17 protein-coding genes and 1 pseudogene are annotated in these 16,743 nt (G+C 60.9%); 9 read left to right on the top strand and 9 right to left on the bottom strand.

Annotation, left to right across the window (positions count from 1 at the left end):
* The 3 genes from VGP39_RS03730 to VGP39_RS03740 form a co-directional block, all read right to left on the bottom strand.
* Positions 1-1,562, bottom strand: a 1,562-nt coding sequence (locus VGP39_RS03730; RefSeq protein WP_327566759.1) for a helicase-related protein, incomplete at its 3' end; no start/stop codon positions are given.
* Positions 1,563-2,040: 478 nt separating this feature from the next.
* Positions 2,041-2,904, bottom strand: a complete 864-nt coding sequence (locus tag VGP39_RS03735; RefSeq protein WP_327566760.1) for a DUF3108 domain-containing protein — start codon at positions 2,902-2,904, stop codon at positions 2,041-2,043.
* Positions 2,905-3,116: 212 nt separating this feature from the next.
* Positions 3,117-3,302: a hypothetical protein gene (locus VGP39_RS03740; RefSeq protein ID WP_327566761.1), complete on the bottom strand. Its 186-nt coding sequence runs from the start codon at positions 3,300-3,302 to the stop codon at positions 3,117-3,119.
* Between the two features lie 132 nt (positions 3,303-3,434).
* Between VGP39_RS03740 and rpmB the strand changes: the two genes are divergently transcribed.
* The gene (gene rpmB, locus VGP39_RS03745) at positions 3,435-3,737 is read left to right on the top strand and encodes a 50S ribosomal protein L28 (protein WP_327566762.1); all 303 of its coding nucleotides are present in this window, start codon (positions 3,435-3,437) and stop codon (positions 3,735-3,737) included.
* A 117-nt stretch (positions 3,738-3,854) separates the two neighbouring features.
* Here the strand turns inward: rpmB and VGP39_RS03750 are convergent, their stop codons facing one another.
* Entirely contained in the window at positions 3,855-4,544 is a 690-nt protein-coding gene (locus VGP39_RS03750) for a hypothetical protein (RefSeq protein WP_327566763.1), read from the bottom strand.
* Positions 4,545-4,651: 107 nt separating this feature from the next.
* Between VGP39_RS03750 and VGP39_RS03755 the strand changes: the two genes are divergently transcribed.
* Genes VGP39_RS03755 through VGP39_RS03770 form a run of 4 tightly spaced genes read left to right on the top strand, consistent with a single transcriptional unit; the run spans position 4,652 to position 8,192 of the window.
* Entirely contained in the window at positions 4,652-5,845 is a 1,194-nt protein-coding gene (locus VGP39_RS03755) for a CBASS cGAMP synthase (RefSeq protein WP_327566764.1), read from the top strand.
* Positions 5,846-5,852: 7 nt separating this feature from the next.
* Positions 5,853-7,487, top strand: coding sequence for a ThiF family adenylyltransferase (locus VGP39_RS03760; protein WP_327566765.1), 1,635 nt, complete (start codon positions 5,853-5,855; stop codon positions 7,485-7,487).
* Positions 7,477-7,983 carry a Mov34/MPN/PAD-1 family protein gene (locus tag VGP39_RS03765; protein WP_327566766.1) on the top strand — a complete coding sequence of 169 codons (507 nt, stop codon included), beginning with the start codon at positions 7,477-7,479 and terminating at the stop codon, positions 7,981-7,983. Before VGP39_RS03760 ends, VGP39_RS03765 begins: the two co-directional genes overlap by 11 nt.
* Positions 7,980-8,192: a DUF2283 domain-containing protein gene (locus VGP39_RS03770; RefSeq protein WP_327566767.1), complete on the top strand. Its 213-nt coding sequence runs from the start codon at positions 7,980-7,982 to the stop codon at positions 8,190-8,192. Before VGP39_RS03765 ends, VGP39_RS03770 begins: the two co-directional genes overlap by 4 nt.
* Before the next feature lie 149 nt (positions 8,193-8,341).
* On the opposite strand, the pseudogene VGP39_RS03775 reads toward VGP39_RS03770, so the two are convergent.
* The 4 genes and pseudogenes from VGP39_RS03775 to VGP39_RS03790 form a co-directional block, all read right to left on the bottom strand.
* Positions 8,342-8,539 (bottom strand): annotated as a pseudogene (locus VGP39_RS03775) (type II toxin-antitoxin system HicA family toxin).
* Positions 8,540-8,785 (bottom strand): DUF1902 domain-containing protein, encoded by a 246-nt coding sequence (locus tag VGP39_RS03780; RefSeq protein ID WP_327566768.1) that lies wholly within the window; start codon positions 8,783-8,785, stop codon positions 8,540-8,542.
* Between the two features lie 60 nt (positions 8,786-8,845).
* Positions 8,846-9,004, bottom strand: a complete 159-nt coding sequence (locus VGP39_RS03785; RefSeq protein WP_327566769.1) for a hypothetical protein — start codon at positions 9,002-9,004, stop codon at positions 8,846-8,848.
* Between the two features lie 761 nt (positions 9,005-9,765).
* A complete protein-coding gene (locus VGP39_RS03790; RefSeq protein ID WP_327566770.1) occupies positions 9,766-11,313 on the bottom strand; it encodes a winged helix-turn-helix domain-containing protein in 1,548 nt (515 codons plus the stop codon).
* A gap of 121 nt (positions 11,314-11,434) precedes the next feature.
* Between VGP39_RS03790 and VGP39_RS03795 the strand changes: the two genes are divergently transcribed.
* From VGP39_RS03795 to VGP39_RS03805, 3 genes are read left to right on the top strand one after another with little or no spacing between them, the layout of a single operon-like run.
* Positions 11,435-13,012, top strand: a complete 1,578-nt coding sequence (locus VGP39_RS03795) for a hypothetical protein (RefSeq protein WP_327566771.1) — start codon at positions 11,435-11,437, stop codon at positions 13,010-13,012.
* 33 nt (positions 13,013-13,045) lie between these two features.
* Positions 13,046-14,632 (top strand): tetratricopeptide repeat protein, encoded by a 1,587-nt coding sequence (locus VGP39_RS03800; protein ID WP_327566772.1) that lies wholly within the window; start codon positions 13,046-13,048, stop codon positions 14,630-14,632.
* A 30-nt stretch (positions 14,633-14,662) separates the two neighbouring features.
* Positions 14,663-15,043: a hypothetical protein gene (locus VGP39_RS03805; RefSeq protein WP_327566773.1), complete on the top strand. Its 381-nt coding sequence runs from the start codon at positions 14,663-14,665 to the stop codon at positions 15,041-15,043.
* A gap of 40 nt (positions 15,044-15,083) precedes the next feature.
* Here VGP39_RS03805 and VGP39_RS03810 read toward each other — a convergent pair whose 3' ends face one another.
* A complete protein-coding gene (locus VGP39_RS03810; protein ID WP_414644554.1) occupies positions 15,084-15,812 on the bottom strand; it encodes a GntR family transcriptional regulator in 729 nt (242 codons plus the stop codon).
* A 178-nt stretch (positions 15,813-15,990) separates the two neighbouring features.
* Between VGP39_RS03810 and VGP39_RS03815 the strand changes: the two genes are divergently transcribed.
* Positions 15,991-16,743, top strand: a 753-nt coding sequence (locus tag VGP39_RS03815) for a DctP family TRAP transporter solute-binding subunit (RefSeq protein ID WP_327566775.1), incomplete at its 3' end; no start/stop codon positions are given.

The raw sequence follows: 16,743 nt of genomic DNA on the forward strand, positions 1-16,743 counted from the left end.
GTGAATCCGTCGAGACGGCCGATCACATGGCCTTCTACGATCACTTCGCCGGTCTTGCCGATTTCCGTATTCAACATGGTGTTTTCCCGCAGGCGGCGCATCAATACACTGGTCCGGCGATCAACGAAACGCTCCGTGAGCTTTTCGTGCAGCGCATCGGACAATTTATTTTCGACCTCGCGCGAAATGCCCTGCCAATGCTCCGGGTCAGCCAGCCAATCCGGACGATTTGCCACAAAGGTCCAGGTGCGGATTTGCGCGATCCGGTGCGACAAGGTGTCAATATCGCCGTCGGTGCGGTCGGCCTGATCGACTTGCGCTGCAAACCAGGCGTCCGGGATCCTGCCCTTCTGCATCAGGAAGCCGAACAGCGTGGTGACCAGTTCGGCATGCGCGGCCGGCGCGATCTTGCGGTAGTCCGGGATCTGGCAGGCATCCCACAGCCGTTCCACGGCGGCCGCGCCATGCGCCATGTCGCGCACCTCGCCATCGCGCGCGGCGTGATCGAGCACGCGCAGATCTTCCGCGATCGGCGCCCGCGTGAGCGCCTCATGTGTCGGCGTTTGCGCCAGCGACACCTGCAGCGCGCCGAGCGAGGAGAAATCCAGTTTTGAATTACGCCACTGCAGCACCTTGACGCTGTCGAAGGTGTGGTTCTGCAGCGCGTTGACCAGTTCAGGCTCGAACGGCGCGCAGCGGCCGGTGGTGCCAAACGTGCCGTCGCGGGTGGCGCGTCCGGCGCGGCCGGCGATCTGCGCGAATTCCGAGGGATTGAGGCGGCGGAATTGGTAGCCGTCATATTTGCGGTCGGAGGCAAAGGCGACGTGATCGACGTCGAGATTGAGGCCCATGCCGACGGCGTCGGTCGCGACCAGATAATCAACGTCGCCGGACTGGAACATCGCCACCTGCGCGTTGCGGGTGCGCGGTGACAGCGATCCCAGCACCACTGCGGCGCCACCATGCTGCCTGCGGATCAGTTCGGCGATGGCGTAAACCTCATCCGCGGAGAATGCGACGATCGCGGTGCGGCGCGGCTGCCGGGTGAGCTTGCGGTCGCCGGCGAATTCAAGCTGCGACAGCCGCGGACGGGTGACGATGCCGGCGCCCGGCAGCAGCCGCTCGATGATCGGGCGCATGGTGGCGGCGCCCAGCAGCAGCGTTTCGTCGCGGCCGCGGCGGTGCAGGATGCGGTCGGTGAAGACGTGGCCGCGCTCCAGATCGGCGGCGATCTGGATTTCATCGACGGCGAGAAACGACACGTCGAGATCCCTTGGCATCGCCTCCACGGTCGAGACCCAGAACCGCGCTTTCGGCGGTTTTATCTTTTCTTCGCCGGTGATCAGCGCGACGGAATCCACCCCCGCGCGATCGGCGATCTTGTTGTAGACCTCGCGCGCCAGCAGCCGCAGCGGCAGGCCGATGACCCCTGAGGAATGCGCGAGCATCCGCTCGATCGCAAGATGGGTCTTGCCGGTGTTGGTGGGCCCGAGCACCGCGGTGACGCCGCTGCCTGGGGCCCTGCCGTTCGAGAAACCGGGCGGTGAAGACGAAAAGGCCATGTTACCAGGGGGTTTCCGCGTCGCGTGCGGGTCAGGATTGTTTCACAATGCGACGCCTTGAAGGTCGGGATTTAAGCCTTGGAACGGTTACGGAACGAAACGCGCCCGAATCGCTGACTCCGATTCGTCCGCGTCCGAAGACCGCAACATGCAGCGTTGATAGTCACGGGCCGGCACTAGATCAAGTTGGACTCCGCAGCCTATGGGAGCGGACCAGCGTCCATTTGTTAATTGCAGGAGTCGAATCAGAAGCGGGTGAGAGTCAAGCGAAGACTTGTACCGTGTCCCGGGCGCGATGCGGCACGCCGCTCTTCGCGGCGTGATGCTTCGCAGAACCGGGACCCCGGTTATCTCCGACAACGCTAGCCGCGACAAACCGGGGTCCCGGCTCTGCGGTGCGCCGCCATAGCGCGTCGAAGACGCGCGTAAACGCGCTTATGGCAAAAGCTACGCGCTGCACCGCGTCCGGGACACGAGATCATTGCGTCTTGGCGACGCGCGGCGGGGTCGCCTGCGTCACGAACTGCGTCGCCTCCAGCACGCCCATGCCGAACGGGGTCGGGATCATCATGCGGAACGGCACCAGGATACGGGTTCCGGCGATCGGCGCGAACCAGGCTTCGATATTGCGCTGGGAGGCGAGCCATTTGATCGCGGCGCGATCGGGGATGTAGCCCGCGACCGGCGTGAAATACACCGCGCACACCACGACGGGCCCGGAATAGCCCTTCTCGGCCTTCACGCGCTCCATGCGCTTGTAGTCGAGCTTCAGCTCATAGCGCATGCGGCCGTCGAAAATCGCGCCTCCGGTGCGGCAGGCTTCGGGGCCGAGCGGATCGGCCGTGCCGGGGACGCGCAGCAGCGACCCGGTCATCGGATCCGAGACGCCACGCCGATGCGCGTCGGTGACGGGGATGCGGTCCGGATCGACCGGCGGCTCCGGATCGATGGAGAATTCCTTGATGTTGCCGGCGTTAAGCGACATCCGGATGGTTTCGGATTTCTTCGAAAGCACGGTGGCGGAATAGACCTGCGGGACCAGCGCGCCACCCACGATGCGGCCCTGCGAGCCCCCGGTGCCCGAACCGGAGGCAAAGGCCTTGAGCAGGCCGGAGGTGCCGCCGCTGGCGGAGGCCGAATACTGGTCATCTGATATATCGACCACCCAGGAGCCTTTGCCGACGGGCAGGCCGGCCAGCGTCACCTCATAGCGCGCATCGAGTTTTCCTTGCGCCGCCGCCGGCGCGCTTGGCAGCAGCGCGAGGCCCGCGAGAAGCGCGAAACTTCGTAGGGTGGGCAAAGCCGCCCTTGCGCCGTGCCCACCAATGCTCGTTTTCGTCATTCCGGGACGCGCTCTTCGTGCGGACCCGGAATCCAGAAGTCGGATATCACCTCTGGATTCCGGGTTCGACGCCTCGGACGGCGCTTCGCGCCGACCTGACGGCGTCGCCCCGGAATGACGATCCGATACCGGCCAGGGCACGATCATGCCGATACGCTTCACGAAAGGGCCGCCCTGCGGTTGGTTGGTTGCCGGTTCCGGCAATCGTTCTGTCATTTAAGCAAAAACATCCGGGAAACAACGCGTTGGCGCGTTTTTGAGGCAAATCGAAAGGCCCGCAAGCGCGCCACCGCAAAAATCTTCAGGTACCGCATGATGTCGGCAGCGAATACGCCGTTTATATGGTTGGCGCGGCTTAAAAAATCGGCCTTTCGGCAGGCCGCGGCGGCGGCCGGCATGCGGCCCGCGTTCTTGACGCAGGAGGGCGCTTTGCCTATACGTCCGCGGTTCCTGAAAGGATCAGATTTTCAACCCCCGCTGCCTTGCGCCTTCACCGGCTGCGGCTTGCGGGAGACCAGAGGATTTCGACGATGGCGCGGCGCTGCGAACTGACGGCCAAGGGCCCCCAGGTGGGCCACACGGTGAGCCACTCCAACATCAAGACCAAGCGCAGGTTCCTGCCGAACCTGTGCAACGTTACCTTCATCTCCGACACGTTGGGCCGCAACGTCCGCCTGCGCGTCTCGACCAATGCGCTGAAGAGCGTCGATCATCGCGGCGGGCTGGATGCGTTTTTGATCAAGGCCAAGGGCCCGGAGCTGTCGCCGCGGGCGCTGGAGCTGAAGCGGGCGATTGAGAAGAAGAAGGCGGGGGCGGAAGCGAAGGCGGGGTGAGCTTTCGTTCGAAGCCGGGTTGGCGGTGGAGTTTTGATGGCCGGGTCGAAAGACCCGGCTCTTGCGTTTAGGAGAGCGAAAAGATCGGCGCGCCGAGTGGGGTTGGCTCCCTCGCTATCAACCGCGACGCGAAAGACGCTTCGAGGGCTGTCGGGTAAATCGAAGGTCCGCGGCTGTATTCATTCCAAGCCGCCACATGCGATCAGTCCACATTCGACCACAGAAGACATTAACATCGTCACGATCACGTTCAATCCAAGCTGCCCCTCGAAATTTGCTGTCGTCACTTACTACATCCGTTTCATTAGCTTGCTCGAAAACATAAGCGAGACCATGCCTCCCACCTTTTCCGCGAAACGGTTCAACAATTAGCGTTTTTGATTCATTGATTGGTCCGGTCGCTGCGGGATTCCACAATTCCATTTCGATTTCAGCCCATGACTGCCTGATGCGCGCACGCATTTTATAAGTACCAAATTCAGGCAAAAGAGATTCGTTTCCACGAAAATCTAGCGGAGGAGCATCGCCTTTTGCCGACTTCAGCAAGGCGTCTATGCGCGGAAAGTTTGACTTTAGCTCGACATCCCAATCGCCGTTTAGGTCTGGATAGATCCATTCGTTCAGTTTGGGCACCCATCTCCAAATAGTGCGCCAAGCTGGAGTGATAAAAACAAGCATAAAAATAAATTGCACAATCGCGACGGTAAGACTTAGGCCCGCCGTTAGACCTATTCCTTCAAGCAGCGCTCTTGAGGAATTCACGCCCAAAACGACCATCAGGGTCAACCAAGCGATGATCGCTACCAATAACCTGATCGGGCACAATTTGAACATATCATGAACATAAGTTAAATTACAGTCAGAATCAACTAGAATGCGATTCGCGTCCTCCCAATCAACGTGACGGGTGTGAGATGAAATTCTTGGCCAGTGCGCAGCTGTTGTTTATCGGGTTGCGCGATACAAAAAGCTACCATCAGGCACTACAAGTGCCATCGCAAAAGAGGGCCAAGCTGCTCGAAGCACAACGCCTGATCCGTCAAAGGATTCGCGACAGTGCGGCGCGTATTCGTACCGAAGATAGATTTTGGGACCGTAATTCTGCTGCTCATCGAACATATCGAGTGCGGCCCGATGTCATGCCAAAGTTTTTCACACAAGGGTCTGTCGCTTATGATCTCTTGATCGATCCGGTACATAAGCCTCTCCAGCAGCTTGACCTAGACGACGGCATGTATGTTGGCGTGGATTATTTGGAGAATGGGCAGCCTTCCTTGGTTGCAAGAGCTCTCTTTCAGCTAGTCGAAGACGCCGTGGCCTCGCTTTGCGAAGAACGAGGGTGGGAGCTAGACAAGACTAAGGAAACCTGTGTTCGGATAAAATTAGATGACGATAGTCACATCGACATTCCGATTTACTCCGCGCCGCGGGGTCGGATGATCGCAATGGATTCAATTTCGATCCAAGCGCGCGCCGACGCCGTTCTCAAGAGGGCTGGCCACGAGTACCCTCGTCTTCCTTCTAATCAGATCATGCTCGCACATAGAAACGGGGGATGGGACCAATCGGACCCGTTAGCTCTTCATGATTGGGTTGGTGGATGCGTCGAGCGATATGGCGAGTTGTTCCGCCGGGGCTGTAGGTACGTCAAGGGCTGGCGCGATTACAGATGGCCCACAGGTTGCCTTACATCGATCATCATCATGGCTGCCATCGTCGAAACGTTGGAAGACATGAACGGTAGCCACCGTAATCTCGATGATGATCAATTGGTCTACGAAATTGCCCGCCGTCTTCCCAGTGTGTTTGAGAAAGATATCTGTAATCCTGCTTTTCCCGGCAAGGCCAAAATCCTCAATGAATGGTCATTGGAAGAACGGCGAGAAATTGTCCGGGCAGCGCAAGCTTTCGCTGAGCATATGTACGACGCGCTGAGAGGCACTGGTGTGGCTGAATTAGTCGTCGAGGCACTGCGTCGGGCTTTTGGCGAGCGGATTCCAAACCGTCCCGATGCGGTGAAAATAGCTCCACCGATTGCGGCAACAGTTGCAGCCGAGGCTGCGGCAATTGTGCCCGCTCCAAGAGTCACTGCATCTACGTCGGGGTAAGTTCTTCTTGGACGATCCTTTGTGGAAGATCGATGCAACTTTGAAGGCGAAAGGTTTTTCGCTTTCCAGACCCCCTTCCACCTACAGGGGGCCGATTTCCCTTCATGGAAACAAGGCTGAAGTAGAAATTAAGATTCCGGATGTCACATTTGTCGAGATGCCTGAACTTCGGTTGGTCGACAGCTCAGGGATACCTCTCAAGAACCTAGCGCACTTAAATCGAGACGGCACTATCTGCTATGTTGGCGAGGGGGATTTACCCTTAGATCTTTACAATCCCGGCGAATCAATCCTCCGAGTTTTACGGGAAGCAGAAATAACACTGGAGCGATCTTTTGGTGGGGCGATAACGGCAGAGTACGAAGCCGAATTAGAGTCGTATTGGCAGGGTGACTTCATTCATTTCGCCTTACCCGTCGTCCAATCAAGCAAGATTGAGAATGCAGATATCATCGACCTCGGCACATCAGAAGATGCGCGTTATGTGTTAGTTCCAACGGGTGGATGGCAGAACATCAACCCTCGCTCTCGAAGAGAGGTCACGATTCTCTCCTTCAGGCACAAGCTTAAACACACGAATTCGTTCAAATCCGAAAATCTTGCTGGCGTGATAGATTGGCTTGAAGCGCAGTCGGCGGCGCCAAACGGCCTTCGACAAACTATCATTACCTGCACAGCTACATTGATGCCCATCTTTATAATGTCATCCAACGCTCTTCTTGGCTGGCGTCCCGTTTTACCGAACTCACTTAAGATGCAGCAACAGGCTGGCGGTTCGCGAAAAAATTTCTTTGAAAATCAGATTGCGAAATCACTGGACCGGATAGGGTTAAACCGTATGACCGGAGTTCAATCTGACCTACGCAGCGTCGTGGAGCGTAACCTTTTTGGCAAGGCCTCCCTCATTGGAAAGAGAATTGCTCTTATCGGTAGCGGCACCATCGGTGGAAATTTAGCAAAGCTGTTCGTTCAAGCGGGGGCTGGCTGTGGAGAAGATTTTGCTGTCTACGACAGGGATGTGCTTCGTCCAGGAAACCTCGGCCGACATGTCTTGGGATTTTCTGATCTTGATAGACCAAAAGCGGTAGCAACTGCAGATTTTCTACGAAATTTTCATCCCGACGTTCATATCAAACCACTACAGCGCGACGCCTTGCAGGATTGGGCTGCTTTAGAACGAACGGATATGATTGTTGATGCAACCGGCGATTACAACGTAGCAAGCGCACTAAATCACATGCGAATGAGATCCAGTAAGAGTGGAAGTGAGTTGGCCGTGCTGCATGCTTGGGTTTTTGGTAACGGAATTGCCGCTCAAACCTTTCTTAACCTCAAGGATGGCCAAGCATGCTATCGATGTCTGAAACCCAAGTTCGATGGAGACTGGCGTTATCCGCCGGTCAAAGACGTAAAAAAATTTGCGGAATTGGCGCCGGCGCGCTGCGGTGAAGCCGGTTACGTGCCCTTTGCAGCCGATGCACCCGCGGCAGCCGCCAGCTTGGCGCTTCGCGCCGCTCTCGACTGGGCAGCAAAGCAACCAGGACAGCGATTGCGGACTATCACGCTCAATCACGAGGACGGAAAAGACGTAAAATGGGTGTCGCCATCACGCAGTGCGGAGTGTCCTGCCTGTGGTGCTTGATCAACCAGCCACTCCACCAACTATTTTACTTTCGGTTAAGCTGGCCGAGACCGTTGATGCGGACCTCAAACTACACGGACATGACAGAGAACGAGGCGGTATTTTGTTGGGGCTTCGACGCGGTCCCCACCTGCATATTGATGAAGCAACTCTTCCTATGCGATGGGATATCGGAACGATGTTTGCTTTTCAGCGCTCTTCACGAGGACACAAAGAACTTGCGCTAAGGCGATGGCGTCAATCGCACAAGACAATAGACTGGGTAGGAGAATGGCATTCTCATCCGGAAAGATTCGCTTCGCCATCCTCCATTGATATTCGTAGTTGGAGAGCTATTACGCGCGATCGAGCCGCGCCGATGGCGTTTCTGATCATCGGCTTGGAACGTAATTGGATAGGATTGTGTACTCCTGATCGTGACGCCCCCATCCGTTATAAGGAAGTCGAACGGTCCAAGGCTGGTTTCGCCTTCCAGCCAGCCGAGGCCAAGCCATGAAGCTGCATTACTATCCCGAGACGGACAGCCTCTATATCGAGTTGAAGAGCGCACCTGGCACACAGACGCGCGAGATTGTCGAAGGGCTCAATGTCGATTTCGACGCCAACGGCGACGTGGTCGGGTTCGATATCGATCATGCGTCGGGCAAGCTCGACCTCTCCAGGGTCGAGACGATCGCGCTGCCGCCGGTGAGCGCGGTGGGGTGAAGGACACTCGTCATGCGCGGGCTTGACCCGCGCATCCATCAAACTCAGAAAGAATCTTCCGAAGGATGGATGGCCGGGTCAAGCCCGGCCATGACGAGTCTCGTTTCCCAGACGCAGCGCAGAGCGTAGCTCTTGCCTCCATTCCCACCTCAAAACGCCTTCGGCAATCCCGCCTGCCGCAAAATGGCGTTGGCGGTGTGCCGGCTGGGAATACCGACCGGCACTGCGAAGTTTCGCTGCGTGATCGGGCTGTGTCAGATTTCGTGGCTGCCGCGTCCTTGCCGGACCAGCACGCAGCCGGCCGCGCGCAGCAAATCCCGCAAGGCGCGGTCGAACCGCGGCGCCATTCAGCCCGCGGCCGGTTCGGCTTCGCGCAAGGCGGTGATCTGCAGGAACAGCGATTCCGGAGCGACGTCCGGGTGATTGTCCGGCAACAGGTCGAGCGCCATCGCGGATATCTTCGCCAGCAGGCCGTCGAGCGTCGGCGCATCGGCGGCGGCCGGGATATCATCGCAGTGCCCGCTCCAGACCGACGCCTCGTGATCCCGGGCGGCGGAGATCGTGAAGATCACAGGTTTGAGCATCTCAGGCATCGTCCCAGACCTTGTCCTCGGCATCGTCCCACATGGGCGCGAGCGAGCCGGCTTGCCCGTTCATCGCATCGCGCCAATCGGCATGATCCTGACGTTCGCGGAGAGCACCTCACGCGCGAGCTGTTCGGGCAGCGCCTTGACCTGCGCATAGACAACATCTGCGATGGTCCCGGGCGCGATGCGGCGTACCCGGGTCCGCGCTTTGCGCGGCCCGAGCACAGGCTCCGCTCTTCGGGAAGCGCTGCTTCGCAGAACCGGGAGCCCGGTTGCGGTGGTAGCAAGCTGGGCCATAGCGCGTCGAAGACGCGCGTAAACGCGCTTATGACTCTGCAGCGCACCGCTCCGCAACGGCTACGCGCTGCGCCGTCCGGGGCATGCAAGGCTGCAAACCACCGATCACGAAAATGTGAATGTATACCTATCCACCCCCTTGCCCGCGGCCTTATACTCCGCCCGTCCTGTCCACGAGGGGGCGCTTCTAGAGGCGATCCTGAAGTGGGACAGAGCGAAAGCTTGGCTGGGGAGGGGTAACCCGAACCGGTCGGATGCGGCGCCCGCGGCTGTGCCTCGCAAGCATGGCATCGGGGGGCCTTGGGTAACCGCCCGAGCCCACTACGGGGCTCTGCCTTAAATGGCTGGGGGGTACAGGTGAAGGGTGGGCGAAAGCCTGCCTGGATGGCGAGCTTGCTCGCGCCTGTGCCGGAAGCTCGGTCCCAGGGTCGAAGAAGTCGCCGCGGCGGAGCGTCCGAAGGGCGCATTTTTACTACCAAGGCGCGTCTTTCGGCGCTCCGCCTCCCCCTCTTCTTTTCGAGGGCGAGGTCCCCGGAACCTCCCACTCACGTGAAGCAATTTGCGGGCAGCGATGACGCTTGGCCCAAGGAAGGAGCGACATGATGCGCATCAACACTCTCTCCGTCGTCCCCGCCAACGGGGCCGGCCAAAGGCCGGCCCCGTTGGCGGGGACGACGAAAGAGGTGCCCTCACTCCAATCCCGCCTTCCGCATCCCCTGCAGAAACCGCTCCATCAATTCCTCGGTCTGATACGGCACGCTCCCCCTGATCCACTCGATCGACAGCTGCGGCTGCTCGCGCTTGACGATTTCCAGATACGCCCGCGCCTCGTCGGTGCGTCCGCTCTGGGCGAGGCTTGCGCAGTGCAGGCGTTGCGCGCCCTGGAAGCCGGGGCGGAGCCGCGATATTTGCTCCGAGACCTGGACCGCTTCGGCGTAGCGGCCGGCGCCGTAATGCGCGACCGCGATGCCGCCGAGAAACAGCGCCATGTCCGGATCCATCGGGCTGAGGCGGATGGCGTGTTCGGCATGCGCGATCGCCTCGCGGTCGTGGCCGGCAAACGCAAGGCCGCGGCTGAGATCGCCGTGGGTGGTCGCCGAGTTCGGGTTGAGTTCGACCGCGCGGCGAAACGCCGCGAGCGACGGCTCGGTGCGCCGCTCCATCATCGCAAGGTACCCGACCGCGGTCTGGCCCCAGGAATCGCAATCGTCCAGCGCGACCGCGCGAATGGCGTGCTCGCGCCCCCGGTGCAGGCCGGCGTCGCGATCGACCCAGCCCATATGCGCCGCGAACAACAGGCGGAACGCCAGGCGGCTGCGCGCCGGCGCGTAATCCGGATAGGCCTCGACCGCCTCGGTGAGGCCCTCGATCGCAGTCGCATAGTCGGCGCGCGTCAGGCGCCAGACATGGGTTTGCGCGCGGGCCACGCGTTCCCATGCGCCGAGATCGCCGGCGGAACGCGACAGCGCGCGAATTCCCTCGGCGGCCAGCAGGCGGGGCTCAATCGCCGCCACCACATTGCGGGTGATTTCGTCCTGCACGGCAAAGATATCGCCGAGTTCGCGGTCGTAGCGCTCGGCCCAGTGATGGCCGCCGGTGACGGCGTCGATCAGCTGCGCGCTGATGCGGATGCGTTTTCCGGCGCGGCGCACGCTGCCTTCCAGCACATAGCGCACGCCGAGTTCGCGCGAGACCTGTTTTACGTCGACCGCGCGGTCCTTGTAGACAAACGAGGAATTACGCGCGATCACGAACAGCCAGTGGATACGGGCGAGACCCGTGATCAGGTCTTCCGAGATGCCGTCGGCGAAGTATTCCTGGTCCGCCTCCTCGCTCATATTGGCGAACGGCAGCACCGCGATCGAGGGACGGTCGGGCAGCGCCAGCGCGCCGGCCTTGTCGTCCGTCGCAGCCGGCAGCGCGGCCGCCGCCAATTTTCCGATGAACCGGTAACCGCGGCGGTGCAGCGTCTCGATATAGCGCGGCCGCCGGGCGTCGTCGCCAAGCGCCTTGCGAAGCTCCTGGATGCAGGTCACCAGCGCGGCGTCGCCCACGGTGACCTCGGGCCATACCGCGCCGAACAGTTCCTCCTTGCCGATCACCTCGCCGGGTCGGCCGGCCATGAAGGACAACAGCGCCAGCGCCTTCGGCGTCAGCCGCACGCTGCGGGCCCCCGACATCAGTCCGCCGCGCGGATCGAGCGAAAAGCGTCCGAAGGTAAGTGTCCGATCCAGCATGGATTTCTTCCATTTTCAAGCTAGCACAATCCTGCTATAAAAATCCCGTTTCTCGCTTATGACTTCCCGCCAATTGGCTCCTAGCTTCGCAGTCGAAGCCGCCAAAAAATGGAGAAGCGCGATGAGGACAACCCTGGCAATTTCTGTAGCGCTTTCGACCGGCCTTGCGCTGGCGCAGCCGGCGCATGCGGACGACACCACGCTTGGAAAGGTCAGTTTCGAAACCTCCTGCAACGCGGAGGCGCAGAAGCTTTTCAACCAGGGCATGCTGTATCAGCATTCGTTCTGGTACCGCGCCTCGCAACGCACGTTCGAGGATGCGCTGAAAGCCGATCCCGAATGCGGCATCGCCTATTGGGGCGCGGCGCTGAGCATGCTGTGGAATCCCCACGTCGCGCCGCCGGTGAAGAACCTCGCCGAGGGTGCTGCCGCGATCGCCAAGGGCAAGAGCGTCGGCGCCAAGACGGCGCGGGAGCGCGACTATCTGGATGCGCTCGCCGTGATGTACGCCGATCACGACAAGGTCGATCACCGCACCCGCATCGTGGCCTATGCCAAGGCCATGGAGCAGCTGGCGCAGCGCTATCCGAACGATGACGAAGCGCAGATTCACTACGCGCTGGCGCTCAACACCTCGGCGTCGCCGGCCGACAAGACCTACGCCGGCCAGCTCAAGGGCGCGGCGATCCTGGAGCCGATCGCACAGCGTCAGCCCGACCATCCCGGCGTGGCGCATTATCTGATCCACCTCTACGATTATCCGCCGATCGCGGAAAAAGGTCTCGATGCGGCCAAGCGCTACGCCAAGATCGCGCCGGCCGCGGCCCATGCCCAGCACATGCCGTCGCACATCTTTACGCGCGTCGGCTACTGGAACGAATCCATCGCCTCGAACGCCGAGGCCGCGCGCGTCGCCAAGGAGTCCAAGGATTTCCACGACCAGCTGCACGCGATGGACTATCAGGTCTATGCCTATCTGCAACTCGGGCAGGACGCGAAGGCCAAGGCCGTCATGGATGAGGCAACCACCGTCACGGGCTTCACCGAAACATTCCTGCCGGGGCCCTACGCACTGGCGATTTCGCCGGCGCGCTTTGCCGTGGAACGTGACGACTGGAAGGCCGCTTCCGAGCTCGCCGTCCGCCCCAGCCCGCTGGCTCAGGTGGAGGCGATCACGTATTTCACCCGTGCCCTTGGCGCCGCCCGCTCCGGCAATCCTGACGCCGCCAAGACCGACATCGCAAAACTCGCCGAGTTGCGAGATAAACTGCTTGACGCCAAGGACGCCTATTGGTCCGGACAAGTGGACATTCAGCGGCAGGTCGCGGCCGCCTGGGTGCTCCATGCCGAAGGCAAGCGCGATGACGCGCTCGCTGCGATGAGTGCCGCCGCCGATGCCGAGGACCAGACCGAAAAGCATCCGGTAACGCCGGGCGTGCCAAAACCCGCGCGCGAACTCTATGGCGTCCTGCTGCTGGAGAGCGGCAAGCCTGCCGAAGCGCTCGCCGCCTTCGAGGCGACCCTGAAGAAGGAGCCCAACCGCCTGGCCGCCACTGCCGGCGCCGCCAAGGCCGCCGAAAAAGCCGGCGACAACGCCAAGGCGCAGGAGTACCATAAAAAAGTCGTCGCGATCGCTGGCGACGCCGACAAGTCCCGGACCGCGGTTGCCGACGCGCGTGCCTTCCTGAGCACGCGCTGAGGGGTGCGCGGGCGATGGAAAATGCGAGGCTGCATGACGATTCGAGTGCTATCGACAATTTCGATCGCCGCGTTCGCAGGCATTTTGCTGGCGCAGCCCGGTTTCTCACAATCGGAGCAGAAGCTCGGCAGCGTCAACTTCGAAACGTCGTGCAAGCCGGAGGCCGCGAGGCTTTTCGATCAAGCCATGCTGTACCAGCATTCGTTCTGGTACCGCGCGTCGCAGAAACTGTTTGACGATGCGCTGAATGCGGACCCCGAATGCGCGATCGCGCATTGGGGCATCGCGCTCAGCCTGCTGCTAAATCCCCACGTGCCGCCGCCGGCGGACAATCTCGTCAAGGGCGCGGCCGCGATCGCCAGGGGAAAGGGCGTCGGCGCCAAGAGCCAACGCGAGCGCGATTATCTGGACGCGCTCGGCGTCATGTACGCCGACTACGACAAGGTCGATCATCGCACCCGCAACCTGGCCTATGCCAAGGCCATGGAGCAACTGGCGCAGCGCTATCCGGACGACGACGAGGCGCAGATTCACTACGCGCTCGCACTCAATACCTCGGCTTCGCCGGCCGACAAGACCTACGCCGGCCAGCTCAAGGGCGCAGCCATCCTGGAGCCGATCGCCAAACGTCAACCGCAGCATCCCGGCGTGTCACATTATCTGATCCACCTCTACGATTATCCGCCGATCGCCGAGAAAGGCCTCGATGCCGCCCGGCGTTATGCCGCGATCGCCCCGGCAGCGCCGCACGCCTTGCACATGCCCTCGCACATCTTCACGCGTGTCGGCTATTGGAAGGAATCGGCTGCCTCCAATGCCGCATCGGCAAGTGCTGCGAAGGCCGGCAACGAATTGCACGACCAGCTGCACGCGATGGATTACCAGGTCTATGCTCTGCTTCAGCTTGCGCAGGACAAGGAGGCCCGGGCCGTCGTCGACGAGATGATCGGCCTGAAGGGCTATAGTCCAAAACTTCGCACCGGACCCTTTGCAGTCGCGGCCAGTCGAGCCCGCTACGTGACGGAGCGCGGCGACTGGAAAGGCGCCGCCGACTTGCAGCTTCAGCCCAGCGGGTTCGCCTACGTCGATGCGATTACCCATTTCGCACGCGCACTCGGTGCTGCCCGCTCCGGAAATGCCGATTCTGCTAAAATCGACATCGCGAAACTTGGCGAGTTGCGTGAACAACTTCGTCAAGCCAAGGACGAATATTGGGCGGAACAGGTGGACATCCAGTGGCAGGTCGCGACCGCCTGGCTGCTCAATGCGGAAGGCAAGCGAGTTGACGCCCTGCAAGCAATGAGCGGGGCTGCCGACGCGGAGGACAAGACCGAGAAATCCGTCGTCACTCCCGGCGCGTTGGTGCCGGCACGCGAACTCTACGGTCTCATGCTGCTTGAGCACGGCAAACCTGCGGAAGCGCTGGCCGCTCTTGAAGCGACGCTGAAGAAGGAGCCGAACCGTCTCGGCGCCACCGTGGGCGCGGCAAAGGCCGCCGAAAAAGCCGGCGAAAACGTCAAGGCTCGGGAATACTATAAGAAGGTCGTCACGATCGCCGCCGATGCCGACAGGTCCCGGATCGAGATCGGCGATGCCCGCGCGGCGCTGGAGAAGCGGTGAGCGGACGCGGCGACAAGCACGGAGCACGTCGTGAAAGCATTGTTCCTGCCAATCGTGCTGAGCGCGTTTGCTGCTCCGGCCAGCGCCCAGTCGCTGCAGGTCGTCGGATATGCCGGCGTGCTCGGCGAGTGGGAGCTGACCGCCACCGTCACCGAAACCTCTCGCCTGTGGGCTAAGGAATTCTCCGGTCCGTTGTCGATGAAACATGTCGGCATCTGCACGCAGGACGGTCCGGAGGAAAGGACCGGAGAAATCCGTTTCCGGATATCGGCATTGTCCTCGCAACTGGATGCAACGTTGCTGGTCGAAGGCCAGCAATGTACCTACAGCGCACGGGCGGCAGACCCCTATAGCGGCGTAATGGCCTGTCCCGATGGCAAAGCCGTTCCGCTCAAGCTGTGGCTGAAATAGTTCTTCGCCCCGCTCCAATCGCCGGGCTCCGGCGTTCAGGTCACCGCGCGCGCAATTTCCGCACCACCTCCTTTTTGGCATTCGCCGCCGCAACCGCCGGCCGCAGCCAGTCCGAATTGCGCAGCGCATGCGCGACGCAGTCGTGAATGTGGCTGTGCAGCACCTTGCAGGCGGCGTCGGCATCGCGGCGCAGCGCGGCGTCCATCAATTGCCGGTGTTCGACGGCGGCGATCTCGCCGCGAAACACCACCGCGAGCATCTGGTAGCGCAGGTACTTGTCGTAGACCGCGGCGTGCGCATCGAGCAGCACCTTGGATCCGCAGGCGGAGATCAAGGCGCGATGAAACTGCCAGTCGCACTGCTTCCAGGTTTCGGTGTCCGACGCATTGCCGGCCAGCATCGACCGCTCCATCACCGCCAGCTTGTGATGCGCCGACACCACGGAAGCTTCCCAATCGAGGTCGCCGGCCTTGAACGATTGCTCGATCGCGTGGGCCTCGAGCAGCTCGCGCAGTTCGGCGATCTGCCCAAATTCGCCCGCCGATATCGGAGCCACCTCAAAACCGCGCTGCCCCTCGGCGATGACCAGCCCTTCCGAGCACAGCCGGTTCAACGTCTCGCGCAGGGTGCTGACGCTGGTGCCGTAGGCGCCGCTCATCTTTTCCAGCTTCAGTTTCTGGCCGGGTTCGAGCTTGCCGAAAATCAGATCGGTGCGGATGCGCCGATAGGCGCTGTCGCCGACCGTCTCTCCGGCCATTTCCATCGTCAGAGAATCTTGCATGGGGACATCCTAGCTCCACTGGAGGGTGCCCGGGTCAAAATATGAGACATTGATCACAGATTTCACATAATATCATATATAACCTAAACTATATGTTGATTTATGTTATATCATAGATAATGGTGGCGGTCGAGAAGCAGCAAAAATCCACGTTGGGAGGTCATCGATGCCGTCTGAAGTCAGGTTTTTCGCGCTCGCGGGCGCCGTCGCCGCGACGCTTGCCGTTTTCGCCGGTCCGGCCGAAGCGCAGAACGTGCAGGACCGCACGATCCGCTGGGGCCACCTCAACAACACCGACCATCCAGTCAGCAAGGGCGTGCAGAAATTCACCGAGATCGTCGCGGCCAAGAGCGGCGGCAAGCTCAAGGTGAAGGAATATCCGGCCAACCAGCTCGGCAGCGAGATGCAGCAGCAGTCGGCGCTGCGCGCCGGCACCCAGGAAATGCAGTCGCCCGCCACGACGTCGCTGGTCGGCATCGTCAAGGACTACGGCCTGATCGATTTTCCGTTCATCGTCAGCACGCCGCAGCAGGCCGACGCGCTGCTCGACGGACCGGCGGGATCGGCACTGCTGGCAAAACTTCCGGAGAAGGGCCTGGTCGGCCTCGGCTACTGGGATCTCGGCTTCCGCAATGTCACCAATAGCAGGCGCCCGATCACCAGGGGCGAAGACCTCGACGGCATCAAGATACGGGTGATCCCCAACCCGGTGTATCTGGAGACCTTCAAGGCCTTCAACGCCAATCCCGTTCCGATGAGCTTTTCAGAACTCTACACGGCGCTGGAAACCCGCACCGTCGACGGCCAGGAAAATCCGTTCTCGGTGATCCTCTCCAACAAATTCTACGAAGTCCAAAAATATCTCAGCGTCACCAACCACACCTACAGCACCAACATCATCCTGATCAGCAAGAAATTC

Origin of the sequence: Bradyrhizobium sp. (assembly GCF_036009065.1) — a bacterium.
Classification (GTDB): domain Bacteria; phylum Pseudomonadota; class Alphaproteobacteria; order Rhizobiales; family Xanthobacteraceae; genus Bradyrhizobium.

What these genes read in the sequence shown, in the direction of transcription:
- VGP39_RS03800 (WP_327566772.1), top strand. Translation starts at nt 13,046, where the DNA reads ATGACGATTCGAGTGCTATCGACAATTTCGATCGCCGCGTTCGCAGGC.
- VGP39_RS03780 (WP_327566768.1), bottom strand. Translation starts at nt 8,785, where the DNA reads ATGCCTGAGATGCTCAAACCTGTGATCTTCACGATCTCCGCCGCCCGG.
- rpmB (WP_327566762.1), top strand. Translation starts at nt 3,435, where the DNA reads ATGGCGCGGCGCTGCGAACTGACGGCCAAGGGCCCCCAGGTGGGCCAC.
- VGP39_RS03795 (WP_327566771.1), top strand. Translation starts at nt 11,435, where the DNA reads ATGAGGACAACCCTGGCAATTTCTGTAGCGCTTTCGACCGGCCTTGCG.
- VGP39_RS03740 (WP_327566761.1), bottom strand. Translation starts at nt 3,302, where the DNA reads ATGCCGGCCGCCGCCGCGGCCTGCCGAAAGGCCGATTTTTTAAGCCGC.
- VGP39_RS03790 (WP_327566770.1), bottom strand. Translation starts at nt 11,313, where the DNA reads ATGCTGGATCGGACACTTACCTTCGGACGCTTTTCGCTCGATCCGCGC.
- VGP39_RS03755 (WP_327566764.1), top strand. Translation starts at nt 4,652, where the DNA reads ATGAAATTCTTGGCCAGTGCGCAGCTGTTGTTTATCGGGTTGCGCGAT.
- VGP39_RS03770 (WP_327566767.1), top strand. Translation starts at nt 7,980, where the DNA reads ATGAAGCTGCATTACTATCCCGAGACGGACAGCCTCTATATCGAGTTG.
- VGP39_RS03735 (WP_327566760.1), bottom strand. Translation starts at nt 2,904, where the DNA reads ATGACGAAAACGAGCATTGGTGGGCACGGCGCAAGGGCGGCTTTGCCC.